General features: G+C 43.3%; 16 protein-coding genes and 1 pseudogene. 9 read left to right on the top strand and 8 right to left on the bottom strand.

Features of this window, described 5'->3' with window-relative positions; all coding sequences use genetic code 11:
* Positions 1–573 precede the first annotated feature (573 nt).
* Positions 574–1,701 (bottom strand): acyl-CoA desaturase, encoded by a 1,128-nt coding sequence (locus tag IX95_RS20990; protein ID WP_038163770.1) that lies wholly within the window; start codon positions 1,699–1,701, stop codon positions 574–576.
* A 266-nt stretch (positions 1,702–1,967) separates the two neighbouring features.
* Here IX95_RS20990 and IX95_RS20985 point away from each other — a divergent pair, with 266 nt between their 5' ends.
* The 5 genes and pseudogenes from IX95_RS20985 (at position 1,968) to IX95_RS20965 (ending at position 7,598) form a co-directional block, all read left to right on the top strand.
* A complete protein-coding gene (locus IX95_RS20985) occupies positions 1,968–2,528 on the top strand; it encodes a GNAT family N-acetyltransferase (protein ID WP_038163768.1) in 561 nt (186 codons plus the stop codon).
* A 102-nt stretch (positions 2,529–2,630) separates the two neighbouring features.
* Positions 2,631–3,749, top strand: a complete 1,119-nt coding sequence (locus IX95_RS20980) for an efflux RND transporter periplasmic adaptor subunit (RefSeq protein ID WP_038163766.1) — start codon at positions 2,631–2,633, stop codon at positions 3,747–3,749.
* Between the two features lie 10 nt (positions 3,750–3,759).
* The gene (locus tag IX95_RS20975) at positions 3,760–6,912 is read left to right on the top strand and encodes an efflux RND transporter permease subunit (protein ID WP_038163763.1); all 3,153 of its coding nucleotides are present in this window, start codon (positions 3,760–3,762) and stop codon (positions 6,910–6,912) included.
* A gap of 62 nt (positions 6,913–6,974) precedes the next feature.
* Positions 6,975–7,370 (top strand): annotated as a pseudogene (locus tag IX95_RS20970) (VOC family protein).
* Between the two features lie 9 nt (positions 7,371–7,379).
* On the top strand, positions 7,380–7,598 hold the full coding sequence (locus IX95_RS20965; protein WP_006960940.1) for a DUF7661 family protein: 219 nt from the start codon (positions 7,380–7,382) through the stop codon (positions 7,596–7,598).
* A gap of 34 nt (positions 7,599–7,632) precedes the next feature.
* Here IX95_RS20965 and IX95_RS20960 read toward each other — a convergent pair whose 3' ends face one another.
* Positions 7,633–8,940 (bottom strand): D-serine ammonia-lyase, encoded by a 1,308-nt coding sequence (locus IX95_RS20960; RefSeq protein WP_038163760.1) that lies wholly within the window; start codon positions 8,938–8,940, stop codon positions 7,633–7,635.
* Between the two features lie 173 nt (positions 8,941–9,113).
* On the opposite strand from IX95_RS20960, the gene dsdC reads away from it, so the two are divergent.
* The gene (gene dsdC / locus IX95_RS20955; RefSeq protein ID WP_038163758.1) at positions 9,114–10,055 is read left to right on the top strand and encodes a DNA-binding transcriptional regulator DsdC; all 942 of its coding nucleotides are present in this window, start codon (positions 9,114–9,116) and stop codon (positions 10,053–10,055) included.
* A gap of 43 nt (positions 10,056–10,098) precedes the next feature.
* Here the strand turns inward: dsdC and IX95_RS20950 are convergent, their stop codons facing one another.
* On the bottom strand, positions 10,099–11,862 hold the full coding sequence (locus IX95_RS20950) for a methyl-accepting chemotaxis protein (protein ID WP_038163756.1): 1,764 nt from the start codon (positions 11,860–11,862) through the stop codon (positions 10,099–10,101).
* 139 nt (positions 11,863–12,001) lie between these two features.
* Between IX95_RS20950 and IX95_RS20945 the strand changes: the two genes are divergently transcribed.
* Positions 12,002–12,601 (top strand): beta-phosphoglucomutase family hydrolase, encoded by a 600-nt coding sequence (locus tag IX95_RS20945; protein ID WP_031342381.1) that lies wholly within the window; start codon positions 12,002–12,004, stop codon positions 12,599–12,601.
* Between the two features lie 43 nt (positions 12,602–12,644).
* Here IX95_RS20945 and IX95_RS20940 read toward each other — a convergent pair whose 3' ends face one another.
* Both IX95_RS20940 and IX95_RS20935 read right to left on the bottom strand, forming a co-directional pair.
* The gene (locus IX95_RS20940; RefSeq protein WP_038163753.1) at positions 12,645–13,949 is read right to left on the bottom strand and encodes an inosine/guanosine kinase; all 1,305 of its coding nucleotides are present in this window, start codon (positions 13,947–13,949) and stop codon (positions 12,645–12,647) included.
* Positions 13,950–14,060: 111 nt separating this feature from the next.
* Positions 14,061–14,531: a CreA family protein gene (locus IX95_RS20935; RefSeq protein WP_038163750.1), complete on the bottom strand. Its 471-nt coding sequence runs from the start codon at positions 14,529–14,531 to the stop codon at positions 14,061–14,063.
* 147 nt (positions 14,532–14,678) lie between these two features.
* On the opposite strand from IX95_RS20935, the gene IX95_RS20930 reads away from it, so the two are divergent.
* Complete coding sequence (locus IX95_RS20930; RefSeq protein ID WP_038163748.1) at positions 14,679–15,179, top strand: hypothetical protein; 501 nt, start codon at positions 14,679–14,681, stop codon at positions 15,177–15,179.
* A 256-nt stretch (positions 15,180–15,435) separates the two neighbouring features.
* Complete coding sequence (locus IX95_RS20925) at positions 15,436–16,083, top strand: HAD-IA family hydrolase (RefSeq protein ID WP_021455493.1); 648 nt, start codon at positions 15,436–15,438, stop codon at positions 16,081–16,083.
* Positions 16,084–16,086: 3 nt separating this feature from the next.
* On the opposite strand, the gene IX95_RS20920 is transcribed toward IX95_RS20925, so the two are convergent.
* The 3 genes from IX95_RS20920 to IX95_RS20910 all read right to left on the bottom strand — a co-directional run bounded on the left by IX95_RS20920 (position 16,087) and on the right by IX95_RS20910 (position 18,151).
* Complete coding sequence (locus IX95_RS20920; RefSeq protein ID WP_038163744.1) at positions 16,087–16,284, bottom strand: hypothetical protein; 198 nt, start codon at positions 16,282–16,284, stop codon at positions 16,087–16,089.
* A 277-nt stretch (positions 16,285–16,561) separates the two neighbouring features.
* Positions 16,562–17,188: a bifunctional 4-hydroxy-2-oxoglutarate aldolase/2-dehydro-3-deoxy-phosphogluconate aldolase gene (locus IX95_RS20915; RefSeq protein WP_038163743.1), complete on the bottom strand. Its 627-nt coding sequence runs from the start codon at positions 17,186–17,188 to the stop codon at positions 16,562–16,564.
* A gap of 12 nt (positions 17,189–17,200) precedes the next feature.
* Complete coding sequence (locus tag IX95_RS20910) at positions 17,201–18,151, bottom strand: sugar kinase (RefSeq protein ID WP_038163741.1); 951 nt, start codon at positions 18,149–18,151, stop codon at positions 17,201–17,203.
* Positions 18,152–18,178 lie beyond the last annotated feature (27 nt).

Below are 18,178 nucleotides of genomic sequence, written 5' to 3'. Positions count from 1 at the left end.
ATGCAGGTGGATTTTTACTTTCCGATAAAATCTATTGTATGTATTTTGACCGCTTGAGAAACAAATAATCATTTAGGTATATTCAGAAAGAGAGATAATGCATTGATTTATTTAATGAGTGTCACCTTGTAATATTCAGTAAATCTCATTTCGCTAACAAAAATGACATAAGCTGTGCTTGCTTTATAAGTAAAGTTTAATAAATATCAATGATATATGCTACGAGGAGAGGTGAAAGCGCACAGTGATATTTTCTTCTCAAAACGAGTGATTTATTTCTATAATCTATCCCATTTTTAAGACACGCTGTTTATAATGCTCATCAACTATTTATAATTGATGAATAAAAGCGCTGGGCAAAAGCGTTATTTATAGTGTGTAAAATATGAGCGCTAAGCATTTGTTGGTAACGACAGTGGTTCTGTCTATTTGCAGTAGTATTTTATGGTGGTGTGTTTATCAGCTCGCTAGCCAAGCGTAGAACAGCTTTCGACAAATAAGGCTCTCGAGTGGAATACTGTTGATTTTCGGTGTTACAAATTAAAAAGCCACCTAATCAGGTGGCTTTGATGTTTATGCGTAGCGGGCGACGAGTAATTCCCAGCTCCGTCGCTGCGCTTTGAAGTCTTGCTTCATCTGCTGGTAACGGACTTTTAGAACGGAATGCTCATACTTCTTCGCTAAATCACTTTTCTTGCTCTCAAGGACTTCTTTCTTCAGTTCGTAATAGTCTGACATCTTACTCATCAGCACATCGAACTCCTTGTTTAACGTTTCATTAAGCAGTGATGCATTTGGAAGCTTACTGACATTCTGAGAGGCTTTCGCTAAGGCTTGCTTTGCCATCGCCTTTTCAATCTTCATCTTTGGAGTAACACGTAGTTTTTTCGTTAGCCCAAGCCACGAACAAGATTTGATCAACCACTTAGTTGGATCGTATTGCCACCAGTGAATACCGTTACGGTAATCGTTCTCAAAGATATGATGATAGTTGTGGTAACCCTCACCAAAAGTGAATACTGCTAGGACGGCATTGTCACGCGCTGTATTTTTATCGGTGTAAGGTTGCGAACCCCAGATATGAGCAAGCGAGTTGATAAAGAATGTCGAATGGTGACTCAATACTAAGCGAACCACACACACCATAAGTAGCATTCCCCAGATATCTTGGTAAATCACACCAAGCAGTAGTGGTACGCCAATGTTCATTAAAATGGCTAGTAGCAAGTAGTGCTTATGTTGCCACATAACAATTTTGTCTTTCTGCAGATCGCGGCAGTTGCCGTAATCTGAATAAGTCGCAGGGTTGTAGTGTCTTAGCATCCAACCAATGTGGGAAAACCAGAATCCACGCTTCGCAGAATAAGGGTCCTTATCATTGTTATCGACATGCTTGTGATGAACACGGTGATCAGAGCTCCAGTGCAACGCACTATTTTGCAGAGCGAATGCACCGCCAAGAGCAAAAAGTAATCTTAAAGACCAATGAGCATCGTATGTTTTGTGGGACCACAGGCGGTGATAGCCCGCTGTGATTGAAAGGTTACAAAAAGAAAAGGTGATCAGCAGCCAAAGCCAATGCTCTGCCTCGTATCCGAATTCAAAGCCATACCAAGGAGCAACGACAACAGCCACGATAAAACTAGAGAGAAAAAGCGTAACATTTAGCCATATTAGCGGTGGCTTTTCCTTTACAGACATTTCAATTATCCATTCAGCTAACAGTTGTGCGCCAGAATATCAGCGTACATGTGTAAGTCAAATGAAAGTTAAGTGTCGTGTGAGCTCAATGAAGGATTAATTTGTTAGAGCTTATAAACCGAATGCTCAATAAGAATCATTGCGAGGAAATCGAAGTAGCCGTGGCAAATAATGTTGGATTTTCTCTAGTATGATTGGCTTTTAGTTAAATGTTTTATAGTATGAAGAGATAAACAATCCTTACAGGAAGTAATAAGGAACTATAAATGGAATTAAAAGTAGCTGAATATAGCGACTACGAACGTATAGCCTCTCTACACACTCAAAGCTGGAAGAAATTCTATCAAGGCTTACTTGCCGCTGACTATCTTAAGCACGATGTTCAGGATGAACGACTAGCTATTTGGCAAACACGATTGATCAACCCTCCTTTTAATCAGCACGTTCTTTTGCTTGAAGAAGGTGGTCTGTTGTGTGGCTTTATCTGCGCTTTTGGCAATCACGACTTCGAAAAGGGCACCATCATCGATGCTTTACACATTGACAAGGCCTATCGTGGTAGAGGGTTGGGCGTCAAGCTAATTGCTGAAATGGCAAAGTGGATTGCACAGCATTTCCCCGACAATGGCGTATATTTGGAAGTAATTAAAGATAACCAGCAAGCGGTGAAGTTCTATGATCACATCGGTGGTCAACTTTTGCAGGAGCGAATGTGGAAAGCACCTTGCGGCAGTCAGGTTCCTGAATTGGTTTACGCTTGGAAATCTGGCGCTGATCTGCTCAAACGTATTAGCATTCACACTCAGACAGAAGTCGTAACAGATTGATACACTTAAGTCCGTTCTTCTGATAATTCTCGGACAATACCCACAAGATCGTTAGGTAGTTTGGCGTCAGCCTCTTTCTCAATTTACCTAACGGTCTATTTAATGAAAAAAACGTTATTATTCACCGCGTTATCTGGCGCGTTATTTCTTTCAGGATGTGGAGAGCAAAGTCAGGGACAGAAGAACATACCAGCGTCACTCGTTGTCGCTGAACAAGCCATCGTTATTCCTCATCAACAGAGTAAGTCTTACATTGGACGCGTTGAAGCTGTTGAAGACACGAACATCACCGCTCAGGTCACCGGTTATCTAAAATCGCGACATTTCGAAGAAGGACAGATGGTCGAGAAAGGCCAACTTCTATTCACTATCGAGCCTTCGTCTTTTGAAGCTCAAGTTGCCAGCGCTAAAGCGACATTAGCACAAGCGAAAGCCGAGCTTAAAAAAGCAGAGCTCGATTTCGAACGTGGCAAAAACTTGCTTCCTAAAGGTAGCATTTCTCAATCTGAATTCGACAATCTCAATGCTGCATTACTCGGAGCTCAAGCACAAGTTGAAGCAGGTAATGCTCAACTTAACCTAGCTGAAGTCAACTTATCTTACACCCAAATTCGCGCGCCTTTTGCAGGACGAATCAGTGAAAGCAAGCTGAGCACAGGTGATCTTGTCTCTCCTCAGTCAGGCGTTCTCACCACGTTGGTTAGCTTAGATCCTGTACATACCAGTTTCAGTGTCAGTGAGCGAGAGCGATTAGAAATGGGCATCGACAGAATTAAGGGAGATGGTTCAGCCGATTCCGTAGAAGTTCAGGTTGTATTAGAAAACGGTCAGCCCTTTGAACATCTGGGGCGTCTCGACTTTCTTGGTAATCGCATAGATTTGAATACAGGCACCATTGCCATGCGTGCAGAAGTACCCAACCCAGAGTACCGACTGCTTCCAGGTCAGCATATTCGCGTTGAACTGAGGGAGAAGCAGTCTACTGACGTTGTCGTTATTCCTCGTCGCGCAGTTCAGACCGATCTGGAAGGTAACTTTGTCATGATCGTTGCCGAAGGCAATATCGCAGAGCGCCGTAATGTCGAATTAGGGCGTCAGATTGAAGAAGGCATCATTGTAACTAGTGGTGTGAACTCTGACGAGCAGGTCATCACGCAGGGACTGCAACGAGTGAGAAATGGTGCTCCAGTACGTTTCAACGAAAAAACAGACGTTGAGTGAAGGAGCTTAAATGTTAAGTCGTTTCTTTATCCAGCGCCCTAAGTTTGCGCTGGTCATCTCCATTATATTAACGCTTGCAGGGGCAATTTCGCTTGCCGTTTTACCTGTTGCAGAGTATCCAAGAATCAGTCCTCCTTCTGTCAGTGTTTCCGCTTTTTATACAGGTGCGAGTGCAGAAGCGGTCGAACAGGCCATTGCTGACCCCATAGAAACGTCCGTCAACGGTGTCGAAGATATGATCTACATGTCGTCGAAAAGCGCCAATGATGGATCTTACAACCTAAATGTAACGTTTGACGTTGGTACCGATCCTGATATGGCTCAGGTCAACGTACAAAACCGAGTGGCTCAGATTGAGTCTAAACTTCCGCAAGAAGTTCGTATGGTAGGCGTCACGGTGAAAAAACGTTCTCCGGACCTACTGATGGTTCTGAACTTCTATTCACCAAACGGGAAGTATAACGACCAGTTCCTCATTAACTACGTAAACCTGAATCTGAAAGACCAGCTTGCACGTATTAAGGGCATCAGTGAAGTAAACGTGCTGGGTGGCGGTGAGTTCGCGATGCGCGTCTGGCTTGATCCTGAAAAGATGGCGAACCTAAACCTGACAACCAGCGATGTTCATTCCGCGCTTGCGGAGCAGAACGTTCAGGTAGCGGCGGGGCGTGTGGGCTCAGCTCCATACAGCAGTGCGCAGGAAGTTCAGTTTAACCTTGTCACTAAAGGCAGGCTAGAAAGTGTCGATGAATTTGAAAACGTTGTACTTCGTGCTAACAGCGATGGCTCGACCATTTACCTCAAAGATGTTGCCCGTGTTGAACTAGGTAAGAAGTTTTACGACGGAACGGGTAAATTCCGAAGCCAAGATGCCTCTATCGTGACATTGTCACTTCAATCTGGCGCTAATGCGTTGGAAAGTGGTAAAGAAGTGATGGAACTGCTTGAAGATCTCAGTGTGAATTTCCCTGAAGGCCTGGCTTATGAAACTAGCTATGACACAACGGTCTTTGTTGCTGAATCCATTAAGGGCGTTGTTAAAACACTGGTAGAAGCGATATTGCTGGTTATTGCGGTCACCTATCTTTTCCTTGGTAGTGCCCGTGCGACGCTGATTCCTGTTATCGCTATCCCGGTATCTTTGATTGGTACATTTGCTTTCATGCAACTGACCGGCTTTACGATAAACACAGTGACGCTGTTTGGTTTGATACTGGCAATTGGTATCGTGGTGGATGACGCTATTCTTGTCATCGAGAACGTCGATACGACAATGGGCAAAGATCCTTCGATAAGTCCGCGCAAAGCAACTCTGATTGCAATGAAAGAAGTGACGGGGCCTATCATTACCTCGACTCTGGTGCTACTTGCAGTGTTCTTGCCTGTTGCAATGTTGCCTGGGATCACTGGCATCATGTATCGCCAGTTTGCATTGACGATCTGTATTTCAGTGGTCATCTCGTCTATCAACGCCTTAACGCTTTCACCAGCACTTTGTTCGTTAGTGCTGAAGCAAGGAGGTGGAAACACCGCACGTTGGTTCAAGGCGTTTAACGGAGGGCTTGAGCGCGTCACGAATCGCTATGGCCAAGTGGCGGGATATTTGGTTAAGAAATCCCTGTTACTAGTCGTATTCTTCGTTGTCGCTGTGGCGGCGGTGAGTTTTTTCGCAAAAACAACTTCTACAGCTTTTGTACCTCAAGAAGATAAAGGCATCTTGCTGGTTAACGTCCAATTACCTGACTCTGCGTCTTTATCACGTACAGAAGCAACGACTGCCCAACTGGCTAAGATGATTGAGCAAGAGCCGGGTATTGATGGCATCACAGTAGCAAATGGCTATTCGCTTCTAACCGGCGCGGCTTCGTCGAATGGTGCGACTCTATTTATCAAACTCCATGACTGGGAAACCCGAAACGGATTTGAAGGAGAACACTCAGCATCGGCGATTGCCAACCGAATCAACGGTCGGTCGATGATGCAACTGCCCCAAGCTGTCGTATTCGCGATGGGCCCTCCAGCTGTTCCAGGTATGGGCGCCGCATCGGGTTTCGAGTTTGTACTGGAAGATACATTGGGCCGAAGCCGTAGCGATTTAGCTGTAGTGATGAATCAAGTCATCGAAGAAGCGAACAAGCAACCGGAAATTGCCCGTAGCTTTAGTACGTTCCGAGCGAACGTGCCTCACTACTATGTCGATATTGATCGTGAGAAAGCGCAGCAGCTAGGCATACCACTATCTAGCATATTCCAAACGCTACAGGGTAACTTGGGCTCCTTGTACGTCAACGACTTTACCATGTTTGGTAAGAACTTCCGTGTAACAATGCAGGCTGATGCTGAACATCGCACCGGAATGGAAGATCTCGAGCGTTTCCATGTTCGTTCGTCGGCAGGAGAGATGATTCCCCTCAGTACTTTGGTTAGTTACGAACAGATCTTCGAACCTGACGTAGCTTGGCGATACAATATGTACCGCAGTGCCATTATTCAGGGGCAGCCTGCACCTGGCTATTCAAGTGGTGATGCGCTCGAAGCAATGGAGCGTGTAGCTTCAGAAATATTGCCGCAAGGTTATCAATATGAATGGACTGGTATGGCATATCAGGAAGTGCTTGCAGGCAACCAAGCGATTTTCGCCTTCGCCTTGGCATTAATATTTATCTACCTGTTCATGGTGGCGCAGTATGAAAGTTGGAGTATTCCACTAGCGATCATTCTTGTAGTTCCGATAGCAACATTGGGCTCATTTTTAGCCTTGAACCTAACAGGAACGCCACTCAACTTGTACGCGCAGATTGGTTTAGTGCTCTTGATAGCTCTCGCAGCCAAGAACGCGATCCTCATCGTTGAGTTTGCGAAAGTTGAGCGTGAGGATAAAGATGCCGCTATTGATGATGCCGCCGTAAAAGGTAGTAAGCTGCGCTTTCGTGCCGTAAATATGACTTCTTGGTCGTTTATTTTGGGTATCTTCCCATTGATATTTGCAGCAGGAGCTGGGCACGTAAGCCAGAACTCATTGGGTATTTCACTGATTGGCGGTTTACTGTGTGTGCTGCTTGCAGGAACATTCCTGATTCCTGGCTTCTACGCACTGGTGCAGCGTCAACGTGAGAAAATTCATGGCGGTAGCACTAAACTGATACCGTTAGATGACGACTAATCGAGCTTAATGCGATAATCCCCTCAGCTCTTTAAGCGAGGGGATTTTTTTCTAGGACGGTTATGAAAAGTCAGAAAATTGGTTACATGGCATTGGTGGTGGATGATTATGAAGAAGCCATCGAGTTTTATACTGAACGGCTTGGTTTTGAGCTGATTGAAGACACAAATCTAGGCTCGGGGAAGCGGTGGGTCTTGGTTTCTCCACCTGGTTCCGACGGTAGCTGTTTGCTGTTGGCTAAAGCAAGTAATGAAAAGCAACTTTCTAGGGTTGGGAATCAAACGGGTGGGCGAGTCTTCCTATTTCTTCATACCGATGACTTCTGGCGCGACTACAAGGATATGCAGAAAAATGGCATAGAGTTTTGCTAGGAGCCACGAGTAGAAGAATACGGCACTGTCGTTGTGTTTAAAGATCTATATGGAAACAAATGGGATCTTCTTCAACTGAAGAAGTAGGGAGAGGTAATGCGAATTCTATTTGACGTTTTTGGAACCAAGATGTCCGTTGAACGTCGTAATGATGAGTGGATTCTGTATCGAGAATCTGAAACAGGAATGCGAGTAAAAATATACGACGTTTATATTCCTTCAGAGCTTGCTGAGAATGAGCTGCTCACGTTTCTTGATGACATGTACCATGAACATGCAACCGCTACCCAGACCAAAGTGCTTCGGCTCAAGTAAAAAGCTCTGTTTAACAGAGCTTTTTATGGGTAGTTTATTTAGCCAGATATTTGTCCATTTCCTCAGTCGGCACCATTCCGCCTCCCGTTGCCCAGACCAGATGAGTCGAGTTTTGAAGCTGTGTGTCGGAAAGGCCAAGCCGAGTTAAATATTCTTTATCTTCTGAGACGATAACCGGCCCTTTCATCCCGGCCAATGCAGAGGGCTCAAGCTTAATATTTTCTGTCTGGTTCAGCCTTCTAAGGTGGGAAAACAAGGTTTCATCTGAAACCGTGTAATAGCCGTCGATCATGCGCTCCATCGCTCTACCTACAAAGCCAGATGCTCTACCAACTGCTAGGCCATCTGCCGCCGTGACATTATCCAGCCCAATATCCTGAACTGAAATTTCATCATGCAAGCCTGTGTGGACACCTAACATCATGCAAGGTGAGTGTGTGGGTTCGGCAAAAATACAATGTACGTGATTCCCAAATGCTAGTTTTAGCCCAAACGCCACTCCTCCTGGCCCACCACCTACACCGCAAGGTAGGTAAACGAAAAGAGGGTGGTCTTTATCAACAAGGATGTTCATTTCTTCAAACTGCGCTTTGACCCTCTCGCCAGCAACTGAATAGCCGAGAAAAAGTGTTTTTGAGTTTTCATCATCAATAAAAAAGCAGTTCGGGTCTTGTTCTGCTTCAAGGCGACCCTGCTCAACGGCAACACCATAATCACTATCGTATTCTCGAACGATGACACCATGCTCCCGGAGTTTGGCTTTTTTCCACTCCCTAGCATCGGATGACATATGTACAGTGACGTTAAACCCAAGTTTTGCGCTCATAATACCAATGGATAATCCAAGATTACCCGTTGACCCAACTGCGATGCTAAATTGGGAGAAGAACGTTCTTAGTTCAGGAGTACTGAGCTTTTGATAGTTGTCGTCTTTGTTTAACAGCCCATGTTCAAACGCAAGTTTTTCCGCGTGGGTCAGAACTTCATAAATCCCACCACGCGCTTTAATAGAACCGGAAATAGGTAGTTGACTGTCCATCTTAAGTAGCAACTGGCCCGCAATTTTGGTGTCGTATTCGGCCTCTAAAGCTGATTTCATCGAAGAAATCTCACAAATTGGTGATTCAATGATGCCTTTGCTGGCTTTGGTCTGAGGGAATACGTGTGCCAAAAATGGTGCAAAACGGTTTAAGCGTGAGGACGCATCATCGACATCTGATTTATCCAATCCTACATACGGAAGGGCAATTTCAGTGGTGGTAACGGACGGGTTGAACCAATTCGTTTCTTTTAGCTTAGTAAGCGTACCAATTAGTGGGTACTGCTCTATAAGATGGCGCATAATCTGTTATTGGCTTAAGAGTGATGGTTTGATTAAACCTTTGTTCAGCAAGACTAGCAAATGATCAATAATCACTTATGGTTGAATTTATTTCACTCAAACTAAGAAAGAGTTATCGGTTTAGTTAGTTTAAGATAAAATTATTCACTTTAAGCAAAGCCAACATTAACAGAATGAAAATTGATACAAGCACGCGCATCAATACCCAATTGAACGGAATTCAGCTTTCTAAGCTTTATACATTCGAAGTCGCCGCACGTTTGGGCTCTTTCGCTTTGGCTGCGCATGAGCTTTGTTTAACACCTAGTGCAGTCTCTCATCAGATAAGCAAATTGGAGAATGAGCTAAAGCTTCAGTTGTTTGAACGCCAGCATCGTAAGGTCACGATGACTGCTGATGGTGAGCAATTATTTAAGTCTGTGACGTTAGCCTTGTCTCAATTGAATAGCAGTATTGAACAGGTAAAAAGTGGTCATATTTCGGGTGGTTTGACTATTTATGCTAGACCTTCCTTTGCACATGACTGGTTGGCTCCAAGGTTGCACGATTTCTGCGAACAGTATCCGTCAATCGACATTAAACTGATCACGGGTAACGACACGCTTGATTTAAATCGACATGGTATTGATTTAGCTATCTACTATAGCAATGTGACCCCTGACGCCAGTTGGAGCTCAAAGTTGAATGAAGAGCATATGGTTCCTGTATGCTCGCCACATTATGCTAATCAATACGCTCTAAACGATGAGACTCGTGATCTCTCACATTGCACGCTATTGCATGACAATCAGGCATGGCACATTCACTCTCAGCTCGATGAATGGAAATATTGGCATGAACATTACGCTGAGTTTGATATACAAAATTGCCGGTCAGTCGGATTTGATCAGTCGACTCTTGCAGTAAGTGCAGCAAAACATGGGGCAGGGATTGCGATAGGGAGATGGAGTTTGGTGAAGGAAGACATAGAACGAGGCGACCTTGTGATGCCTTTTCCTGACCGATTGATTAAATCAGGGTATTATTATTACCTTATTGGAGTGCAAAGAACGCTATCTGCCAAGCAGAAGTGTTTTGCGGATTGGCTCTCCCGCCAGCTACAAATATGCAAATAAAAAAGCGCTTTGTTTAAAAGCGCTTTTTACCTGTTGCCTAATTCTACTTTGATGTTTGGAATTCTGCTACGGCTTGGTCCATCTCACTCGCTTGCAAAGAAACTTTGTCGACTTCATTCAGGCAGTTTTGAGCAGAGTGCATGTTTCCTTCGGAGATGCTATTAAGCTCTGTAATCGACTCGCTTACCTGGTTCATAACGATGCCTTGTTCTTCAATCGCTGAAGCTATTCGTTCCGAGTTAGCCTGAATATTGGTCATGTCAGTAATGATCTGACCTAAGCTTTCATCCAATGTTTCTGAAGCTCCTAGTGTTTGTTGTCCTTGCTCGTTACATTGATCAATATTGGTCACAACTGTTGCCATTTGGGTCTGGATAGCGGTGACGACTTTAGTAATTTCTTCAGTAGATTGATGTGTTCTACTTGCAAGCGCGCGAACCTCGTCGGCAACAACCGCAAAGCCTCGTCCTTGTTCACCAGCACGCGCCGCCTCAATAGCAGCATTAAGTGCTAATAAGTTGGTTTGCTCTGCGATACCTTGGATGATATTAACCGCATCACCAATTTTATCGACATGATCGTTTAAGGAGCTGATCGAACCCTGGCTATCAGACAGAATCGACGATAATTGGCCGATGTTTTTCACCGTTTCTTCTACAACTTCACGGCCATGCTGAGCGTTGACAGAAGCCTGTTGAACCCCTTCAACCGCCACTGCAGTGCTTTCTGAAATTTCATTAATGGTTGATACCATTTCTTGTACAGAAGTCGCCATTGTCGATGTGTGATCTGCTTGTACGTGGAACTGCTCAATAACACTCTGTAGCTCGTTATGCATACTTTGAGTACTTTGTGACAGTTCAGAAGACTTGGATTGCGTACCAGAAATAAGTGCTTCTAGTTTGTCCAGTAATCGATTGAAGTAATTACCAATGGATACGAGTTCATTTTTTCCTGAAAGTTGAGAGCGAAGGGCAACATTATTTGAGCGAGCGATTTCCTGAATTATGGAAAGTAGGGCTGCGACTTGTAGGTTAATCGAACGAGAAATTTGGAAGATAAAGCCGAGAATAAACACCACGACAGCAATACTGACGCCTTGTTTGATTAACGTTAGCTCTTTTCTGGTAATTTCACTTTGTTCATCGAGTGCTGCTGCGAATGTTTTAAACTGTGTTTCTACTGCATGGGACAACCCGCGAGCATCTCCGAGTAAACCTTCGTTATATTTGAGACCGATAGTTTTCTTCTGAGCAACAACTTGATTAGCTGCAGCGATTAACTGGCTCGCATTGCCCGGTAATAATTGGGCTTGGACTTCACCCTTAGCAACGTTTTTGTCGAATTCGAACAGGTTAACTAATTGTTCGCTGGATAATGAAGGTTTGAGTGCTTTCAATTCTGTGTTGTATTTTCCAAGGAGTTTCTCTTCTGGTTTTAGTCCAAGTGCATCAAAAGCATTAACGAGGTTGGTAAACCCACTTTGATACTTCAAGATATCCTGCCTGACCTGGGAGCTTGAAGGCAGATCATTATCATCCAAAACAGGAGCTAGTTCAGACTCGAGATCAAGAAAGATATCCATATTCTTGTTGAACTTATCAAGGTACTTCATGTCCTTCCTAAGAAGGAAATCCTTTTCATTTCTCCTTAGATTAAGAAGGCGAATTTCCAGCTTCGCTACAAGTAGATTAGCGTTATTAAGTTGATTGGTGGATTGGGCGAAATGAGAGGTTGTTAAGAGTAATGATACAACCCCTAAAATGGCGACTGCACCTAATGAATACAGTTTATTCTTGATATTCATGAGACTACCTGAGTTAATTGAGCGGTTAGTTTTATTTACTTCTTTTTGAAGAGTAGTTGCTATTTATAGATATATCAATTGATCTGGTCTGGCCAGAAAAATATGGATACTAACAATGTTAAAGGTGGGAAATATCAGAATGTTGAAACAATTGGAGCGATATCAAGGTTTAATCTTTGATATGGACGGAACCTTAATAGATACCATGCCGTCACACCTAAAAGCTTGGGAGATAACGGCCACTGAATTTGGATTTCCTTTTACACAAGAATGGCTTCATAGCTTAGGTGGTATGCCAAGCTATAAAATAGCGGCAGAAGTCAATAAGAAGCATGGTTTAGCACTGGACCCTATGGCTGTTTCTGCTTTCAAGATGAAGGCGTTCAGTGAGCTGGAGAATTTTGGATTACCTATTGAGTCTACTAACGAAGTTCTCGAGCATTTTTATGGTAAAAAGAAAATCGCGGTAGGGACGGGTAGCCAACGCGAAAGTGCAATGCGGTTACTGTCAGAAAGCCAAATCCTCGATAAGCTGGATACTGTCGTGACGGCGACAGATGTTAAACACCACAAACCGAATCCAGATACGTTTTTGATTGCAGCTCAAGAGCTTAACTTATTGCCAAGTGAATGCGTGGTTTTCGAAGATACAGAGCTAGGTAAACAAGCCGCACACGCAGCGAAAATGGACTGCGTCATGGTAGAAAGCAGTGGGTTGGTTTTCTATCCGTGCCCATAAGAATAAGGAAAGAGCCGCATAAATGCGGCTCTTTTTTAGTTTGTTACCTGTCCCAATACGTTTCTTCAAGGCTGTCTTCACGTTCAGGTAGTGCGCGGCTTAAACGAGGTGAGTGTTGGGTTAACACTTCGTAGCTTACTCGGTTCGCGTACTTACAGATTTGAGACAGAGAAGAATAGGTCAGGTAAGGCTGATCATGCTTCGATGAGTTTGGTACGTTTACTTGGTGGTGGCTGTTGGCCGCCATATCATGCAAAAGTGCCGACAGTGCCGCGTCTCCAGCGCCGTTGGTATTCTTGATTTCTAGTGGTCCGCCTAGGTATGGACCAATATGAGAATACACTTTTACTGGTGTCGCGCAGTCGCTTTTACGCATTGCTCGGCTAAATTCGTACTTGTTAAACTCTGGAATGTTACCCGGCAGTAACGGTAGCTCAGTGGTACGCTTGACAGATTCTTGAGTGTATCCCGCCATGTAAAGACCTACTGGGCCAGATGTACACAACACAAGATCAACCCATTCCAATGCTTTATCTGCAGCAAGAAGTGGATCTTTTTCGCCAGTCAGAGCTTCACCTTCTTCTTCGTTCATTGCAACGATAGAAATGTTTTCTTTAATGTAGTTTTGCCACCACTCCGCATTGCCTTCAATGACCCACTTTGTACCAAGAGTCAGTACAACAGGGACATTTTTAGACTTAGCAATCTCGATAGCACGAGCAACCGCTTGTGGCATCGGATCTTCCGGATTTCCACGCATCAGATATGAAGACACAACTAATGCAGACGCTTTATCAAATACGTCTTCAGGAATACTATCCGGACGCAGTTTGTTCATGTGGCCTTCATTAATAGCAAACGTACGCTCGCCATTTTCTGAGATTAGTGTGTAACAGCGGCCAATAGAACCTTCTACCATTTGGAGGTGGTTTAGGTTCATGCGAGAAGAAGTGCGACATAGATAGCGGTAAGCGAAAGAACCTACTTCAATGTTCTTAGACATTACACCCAGCAGAACAGATTTGCTGTCCGCCAATACTGAGTAGTTGTGAAGTGTGTTACCAATCGTATCACCAGGGTATTGGTGAGTAATGAGTTCACGCTTTACCAGCTCTTCATATAATGCGTCTGCTTTGCTCTCTTCTAACACCAGAGAATGACCTTTACTCAAGTCGTACTTAGCTAGGAAGTCATCGTCGACACGAGCTTCGATATCAACAATTGTTTGACCAACGCCGACAATAATAGGTCGGTAAAGCTTTGGCGTTTGCTTCATTTGGTTGACAAGTGGATCACGAGCGTGAGTAGGAAAGTAGTGCTTAGATTTGCGCTGTCCAGGAAACTTCATTTTTAGAATGGGGTTGGAAATTTTCGCGCATCATATCACATCAATGTGAGATTGCTTTCATTTTTATTACACAAAAAAGAGCCAAACTGACATGTTTGGCTCTTTTTTCAACTACTTTTCAGTAGTATGGATGCCATAGGCTTTGGTACCCCATAAAGGCACCGTAGAAAGGCTGTGCTTAAAGCTACCCGATGTCTCTTTTGTAGAATAAGACAGATACATCAGAGTCTGGTTTTCTGAATCGAAAATCCGACGAACTTTCATACTTTTAAAGAAAATACTTTTAGACTTTTTAAATACAACTTCGCCATTTTTTGACTTATCAATTGCCGCGATCATTTCCGGTGTGATTTCACCCGTTTGACGACAAGAAATAGAGCTATCACTTGGGTCTGCCAAGCTGAAGTCAGCCTCAATGGAAGCGATATGGCATGTAACCCCTGTAACAACAGGATCTTTGAGATGATTGAGCTTGATGTCTTTCATGGTGAATAAACCCAGGCTGACATCGCCAACTTCGTTACTGTCACAGGCGGTTAAGCCGAGAGCTAAAAGAGATACGGTCGCAACTTTCCTTAACATGGTGTTATTTGTCCCAATGATGAAATTCCGTTAGTCAATTGAGCTAGTTTGACACAGAAATCGCCAGATATCCTTAAAATACTTGAGACATCAGATCGTTATCGCTAAGCTTCACGGTAATCTCGTTAGAAAGCAGCGTTTAATGATATGAGCAATAGTGCGATTTCGATTGTTGAAACTAAAAACCAATGGCTAAGCCAGCATATTGATGTTGAGTTTCCAACTAAAGAAAGTTTAGCGGGTCGACAGCTATATTTGGCGAAAGGCCAAGATAGTCAGTTTGAAAAATTGGTAGGCCTTCCTGAGCCTAGTACGGCGTTTTCAGAGCAAGACATCTTTAAAGTCGACTTTCATCGCCTAACCGTCATGTTTTCTCTGCTTCAGTCTAAAAGGTGGGAAGAACAGAATGAGCAAGAGTTAATCGTTGAGTTTTTAAGTCAGATAATCTTCTCTGAACCTTGTGATCTTTATGTCGGTTTTCAAAATGGAGAGCCGTCCGCCGCTGCAATCATTACTAAAAATGGCAAAGAGCTCTTAGTTTCTGACGTTGTCAACTTATCTGGTAACAACGACGAGTTTGTCGCTTCCTTATTAACGCATTCAACGTTAGAAGCAACAAATTGCGAAGCAATATACATTGAGTCTTAACTTCAATTTCCTGTAGCCTCTAGTGTTTTCTAAAAATCTATGATAGCTAATCAGTGTTGCGCCATCTCTCCTAGTCCAGTTCTGAAGCTATTTATGTCATTAGTATTAAATTCATGTAATTAGGGCATAAATTAGTGACAAGCTCGGTGTTTTTACCATGAATTAAGTTACATTTATTTGAAGTGTTAACCCCATCATTTCAATCTCTATAGCGTGGAATAGTATTTTACTTAGTACGTTAAGAAAGGAAGGCGGAATGGGTAAACCTCAAACTCAGTGTGTGATATTCGATTGCGACGGTACTCTAGTCGATAGCGAACGGTTATGCTGTCAGGCTTTATGCGATGTCTTTAATCGTTATGATGTCCATCTGTCGTTAGATATGGCGATAGAGCACTTTGAGGGAGGTAAGCTTGCCGATATTCTTACCGATATGCGAGACCGGCTTGGTCTTTCAGTTTCTCTTGATGAGCTTGAGCCAGTTTACCGTGAAGTGCTCGAGCAATTGTTTGAAGCTCACTTGAAGCCAATGGACGGTGTGTTTGATGTGATTAAATACCTTGAAGCAAGGGGCATCGAGTATTGCGTTGCGTCTAATGGCCCAAAAAACAAAATAGAAAAAACATTACAAATCACCGGATTACTGCCTTACTTCAAAGGCAAAATTTTCTCAGCATTTGATACCAATAGTTGGAAACCTGAACCTGATTTAGTGCAGTACAGCGCAATGAATATGGGATTTACACTTAACGAATGCATCTATGTAGACGATACACCAAAAGGTCTCGAAGCGGGAGTTCGCGCTGGTGTTAAGACCGTCCACTTAGTTGGCCTTAACGATAAAATACATTCGGAAAAAGTTGTGAGGATTAAAGGTCTGAGAGATCTAGAAGCTCTAATCTAACCGTTAAATTGCATATTGATTAACACTGATGTGTTTGGTCAATTTTGGAGTCACAATAGGCTGTGTGACTACTACCTGCTTTATATCTTCGAAAAATGTACCACATTGAGCACATAACATACTGTCTGCTTCTGACAGAAGGTATTCCTCACTGCCACATAGCGGGCAACACAGTACTTGTTCGTCTTGGTTTGATTCCATGAATGCTCCCGCAGCAAAAAGGACCAAAATTCTGAGCCCTATTAAGTCTTTTTAGTTATTGTTAATCAGCTTAATAGCTAGATTATCTGTATGCAATGCTATTCTAGTTGAACAATCTCTTGAATATGCTCGGTTTAAGAGATTTTCATTAACTATGAGAGTGAATTCATAAAATTGACCGCGTTGGTCAGCGAATATGGATAGAACAGGGTTGAAGCTATAGGTATTTGGAAATGACACGCTCCATAATTGGAGCGTGCAAATGAGTATCAATGCTCTATTTAACTAGTTGAACTGCCTCACGTGTAAGTCTGGCGAGCTCATCCCAGTTTTTCTCTTCAACAAGCTTTTTGTCGACCATCCATGTACCACCACAAGCTAAGACCCTTGGAATCGAAAGATAGTCTTGGATATTTTTAGTATTAATACCACCTGTAGGCATAAGGCTTACATCAGAATACGGAGCAAGCAAAGCTTTCACCATGTTCACGCCACCTGAAGCTTCCGCTGGGAAAAACTTCAGTGTCGTAAGGCCCATTTCTAGAGCCGCTTCAATGGTACTTGGGTTATTTACACCCGGTATAATATCGATTCCAATTTCCTGGCAGGCCTTTACGGTATTAGGATTAAATCCTGGTGAGACAATAAAAGTTGCACCTGCTTCCTTAGCGGCAATAGCCTGTTCTCTATTTAATACGGTGCCTGCGCCGATCAGCATCTCGGGTTGAGATTCTCTTAGTAAACGTATTGCTTCAATAGCGGCGTCAGATCGAAACGTAATTTCAGCTGCTGGTAACCCGTTGTCTGCCAGTACTTTTCCTAGAGGGACAATATCTTTTGCATCTTCAATAGCGATTACTGGAATGACTTTGAGTTTTTGTAATTGTTCGTTGATAAGTGACATCGTTTTACCTTTTTAAATGAGTGCGAGCTGGGTGTGCTTAGGGTCAATAATAGCTCCCCGATACTGGATAACAATGCTCGCCAATTTGTTACCCATTTTACATGCTTGTTCTAATTTTGAACCATTTAAATAAGCGGCTAAGAACGCACCGTTGAATGAGTCGCCTGCTGACGTTGTATCAACAACATTTTTAACTGGTGTAGTTGTGATACTCTGGGTTTTCTTACCGTTATGAGACAAAAGACAGCCTTCGCTTCCAAGTTTCACGACTACGTTTTTAATGCCTTGATCTTTTAATCGCATCATTGTTTCTTCAGAGTTTTCGTCGCCCCACAGAGCTTGTTCATCTTCATATGTAACAATAGCCGTATCGGTAATAGAATACATCGCGTTATAAGCTGACATTACTGATTGGTTTTGGTCATTTGGCCAAAGTGCAGGGCGGAAATTACTGTCAAAACATAATTCAACGCCCTTTACTTTTAACTCCTTGAGTAAGCAGAGTAATTTATGCCTGTCTTGCTCCGGTAGTATCGCGAGTGTTATACCGCTGATATATACCATGTTGACATTAACCAGCTGCGACGCGATAGATTCAAAGTTAGGGTGCTGAATCAGCCAGCGTGCCGCAGAGTCATTACGCCAATACATAAATGTACGTTCGCCTTGTTCGTCTAGTTGGATCAAGTAAAGGCCGGGTGTTTTGTTTTCACAGGTCAACACATACTCAGTATTAATCCCTTCTTTTTTCCATGCGTCTACCATACCTTGACTGATGGAGTCGGTACCTACAGCGGTAACGTAAGATACTTTCGCCGATTCGTCTGATGCAAAAGCTCTCTGAGCGCGATTTAGATATATAGCCGTGTTAAGCGTATCTCCACCATAGGCTTGTTGCATGTTTCCAAATGGTGATCCGTTAAGCTCAATCATACATTCCCCGATAATGGCGATATGTTTCATGTAGGAGTCCTCATATTGAGATAAAGA

The sequence above is a fragment of the Vibrio sp. B183 genome, from assembly GCF_000740665.1.
Taxonomy (GTDB): Bacteria; Pseudomonadota; Gammaproteobacteria; order Enterobacterales; family Vibrionaceae; genus Vibrio; species Vibrio coralliilyticus.
Note: the sequence above shows the minus strand (reverse complement) of the source record. Positions and strands in the feature narration are given on the sequence as shown.

Bases quoted from the DNA above. Each gene is read 5' to 3' on its own strand.
- IX95_RS20965 (WP_006960940.1), top strand. From the start codon at position 7,380: ATGCGAATTCTATTTGACGTTTTTGGAACCAAGATGTCCGTTGAACGT.
- IX95_RS20920 (WP_038163744.1), bottom strand. From the start codon at position 16,284: ATGGAATCAAACCAAGACGAACAAGTACTGTGTTGCCCGCTATGTGGC.
- IX95_RS20915 (WP_038163743.1), bottom strand. From the start codon at position 17,188: ATGTCACTTATCAACGAACAATTACAAAAACTCAAAGTCATTCCAGTA.
- IX95_RS20935 (WP_038163750.1), bottom strand. From the start codon at position 14,531: ATGTTAAGGAAAGTTGCGACCGTATCTCTTTTAGCTCTCGGCTTAACC.
- IX95_RS20930 (WP_038163748.1), top strand. From the start codon at position 14,679: ATGAGCAATAGTGCGATTTCGATTGTTGAAACTAAAAACCAATGGCTA.
- IX95_RS20990 (WP_038163770.1), bottom strand. From the start codon at position 1,701: ATGTCTGTAAAGGAAAAGCCACCGCTAATATGGCTAAATGTTACGCTT.
- IX95_RS20940 (WP_038163753.1), bottom strand. From the start codon at position 13,949: ATGAAGTTTCCTGGACAGCGCAAATCTAAGCACTACTTTCCTACTCAC.
- IX95_RS20960 (WP_038163760.1), bottom strand. From the start codon at position 8,940: ATGCGCCATCTTATAGAGCAGTACCCACTAATTGGTACGCTTACTAAG.
- IX95_RS20980 (WP_038163766.1), top strand. From the start codon at position 2,631: ATGAAAAAAACGTTATTATTCACCGCGTTATCTGGCGCGTTATTTCTT.
- IX95_RS20950 (WP_038163756.1), bottom strand. From the start codon at position 11,862: ATGAATATCAAGAATAAACTGTATTCATTAGGTGCAGTCGCCATTTTA.
- IX95_RS20975 (WP_038163763.1), top strand. From the start codon at position 3,760: ATGTTAAGTCGTTTCTTTATCCAGCGCCCTAAGTTTGCGCTGGTCATC.
- dsdC (WP_038163758.1), top strand. From the start codon at position 9,114: ATGAAAATTGATACAAGCACGCGCATCAATACCCAATTGAACGGAATT.
- IX95_RS20925 (WP_021455493.1), top strand. From the start codon at position 15,436: ATGGGTAAACCTCAAACTCAGTGTGTGATATTCGATTGCGACGGTACT.
- IX95_RS20985 (WP_038163768.1), top strand. From the start codon at position 1,968: ATGGAATTAAAAGTAGCTGAATATAGCGACTACGAACGTATAGCCTCT.
- IX95_RS20945 (WP_031342381.1), top strand. From the start codon at position 12,002: ATGTTGAAACAATTGGAGCGATATCAAGGTTTAATCTTTGATATGGAC.
- IX95_RS20910 (WP_038163741.1), bottom strand. From the start codon at position 18,151: ATGAAACATATCGCCATTATCGGGGAATGTATGATTGAGCTTAACGGA.